The 2,028-nt window shown below is 70.3% G+C and carries 1 protein-coding gene; it reads left to right on the forward strand.

What is annotated here, in order from left to right:
• On the forward strand, window positions 1-2,028 hold a 2,028-nt coding region (locus ACLZN2_RS50750), incomplete at both ends, for a condensation domain-containing protein (protein ID WP_416987053.1).

Below are 2,028 nucleotides of genomic sequence, written 5' to 3' on the forward strand. Positions count from 1 at the left end.
TGCCGGAGTACATGGTGCCGGCGGCGGTGGTCGTCCTGGACGAACTGCCGCTGACCGTGAACCGCAAGGTGGACCGGGCCGCCCTCCCGGCCCCCGAGTACTCGGTGTCCGGTCGTGGGCGGGGGCCCGCCACGGTGGCCGAAGAGCTCATGTGCGGGGTGTTCGCCGAGGTCCTCGGCCTGGAACAGGTCGCGGTGGAGGACAACTTCTTCGAACTGGGCGGGCATTCACTGCTGGCGACGCGGTTGGTGTCGCGAGCGCGGTCGGTGTTCGGTGTCGAGTTGGGCGTACGGGAGTTGTTCGAGGCACCGACCCCGGCGGAACTGGCGGAGCGGATCGGCGGTGCGGGGTCGGCGCGGGTCAGTCTGGCGCGGCGGGAGCGTCCTGAGCGGGTGCCGTTGTCGTTCGCGCAGCGACGGCTGTGGTTCCTGGCGCAGTTGGAGGGGCCGAGCCCGACGTACAACCTGCCGGTGGTGCTGCGTCTGGACGGCCAGGTGGACGTCGGCGCGCTGAGGACGGCCCTGGCGGATGTGGTGGCGCGGCATGAGGTGTTGCGTACCGTGTTCCCCGCTGACGACGGCGAGCCGTACCAGCGGGTGCGTGACGTGACCGGGATCGGCGAGATCATGCGGGTCGTGCAGGCCGCCGGCCCGGAGGAGGCCGACGAACTGGTGACCGTCGAGACCCGTCATGGGTTCGACCTGTCGGAGGAGATCCCGGTCCGGGCGCTGCTGATCCGGTCGGATCCCGATTCCGCTGTGCTGGTGGTGGTCCTGCATCACATTGCGGGGGACGGCTGGTCGATGGGGCCGCTGGCCCGTGACATGTCCCGTGCGTATGCGGCGCGGTGTGAGGGGCGTGCGCCGGAGTGGGAGCCGTTGCCGGTGCAGTACGCGGACTACACGTTGTGGCAGCGAGACCTGCTCGGCAGCGAAGCGGACCCCGACAGCCTGCTCGCGGGCCAGGTCGGCTACTGGCGGGAGGCGCTGGCAGGGGCTCCCGCGGAACTCGCCCTGCCCCTGGACCGGCCTCGCCCGACCACTGTCTCCCACCGTGGCCACACCGCGGCCCTCGACATTCCCGCGGAGGTGCATGCCCGGCTGGCCGTGCTGGCGCGCGAGCAGGGCGTGACGATGTTCATGCTGCTCCAGGCCGGTCTGGCGGTGCTGTTGTCGCGGTTGGGTGCGGGGGAGGACATCCCGGTCGGTACCGCGGTGGCGGGACGGACCGATCAGGCCCTGGACGACCTGGTCGGGTTCTTCGTGAACACGCTGGTGCTGCGGACCGATGTGTCGGGGGACCCGACGTTCGCCGAGTTGCTGGGCCGGGTGCGCGAAACGAGCCTGGCGGCTCTCGACCACCAGGAGGTGCCGTTCGAGCGGCTGGTCGAACTACTGGCTCCCGACCGGTCGTTGGTGCGGCACCCGCTGTTCCAGGTGATGCTCACGGTGCAGAACACGGCTGGCGCAGACCTTGATCTGGGCGGTGTGCGGGCTGTCCCGGTCGCGGCCGGGGCGATGGCGGCGAGGTTCGACATGAACGTGACCCTGAGCGAGGTCACGATCGGTGGCCGTCCCGCCGGGTTGCGGGGCTCCTTGACCGGGTCGGCGGACTTGTTCGATCCGGCCACTGTGGAGGCGTTCGCTCAGCGGTATGTGCGGGTGCTGACTGCGGTGGCGGCGGACGCGCAACGGCGTGTTCACGCGCTTGAGGTGTTGTCGGAGGGTGAGCGTCGGCGGATTCTGGCCGAGTGGAATGACACGGGGTCGGTGCCGGGGGTGTCGGTGCCGGAGTTGTTCGCGGAGCGGGTGGCGTCGGTGCCGGGTGCGGTGGCGGTGGTGTGTGGTGAGGAACAGGCGACGTACGCGGAGTTGGATGTGCGGGCGTCGCGGTTGGCTGGGGTGTTGGTGTCTCGTGGGGTGGGGCGTGAGTCGGTGGTGGGGGTGATGGTGGAGCGGTCGGTGGATGTGGTGGTGGCGTTGTTGGCGGTGTGGAAGGCGGGGGGTGCGTATCTGCCGGTGGATCCGT

It is taken from the genome of Streptomyces sp. T028 (assembly GCF_048159505.1).
Lineage (GTDB): Bacteria > Actinomycetota > Actinomycetes > Streptomycetales > Streptomycetaceae > Streptomyces.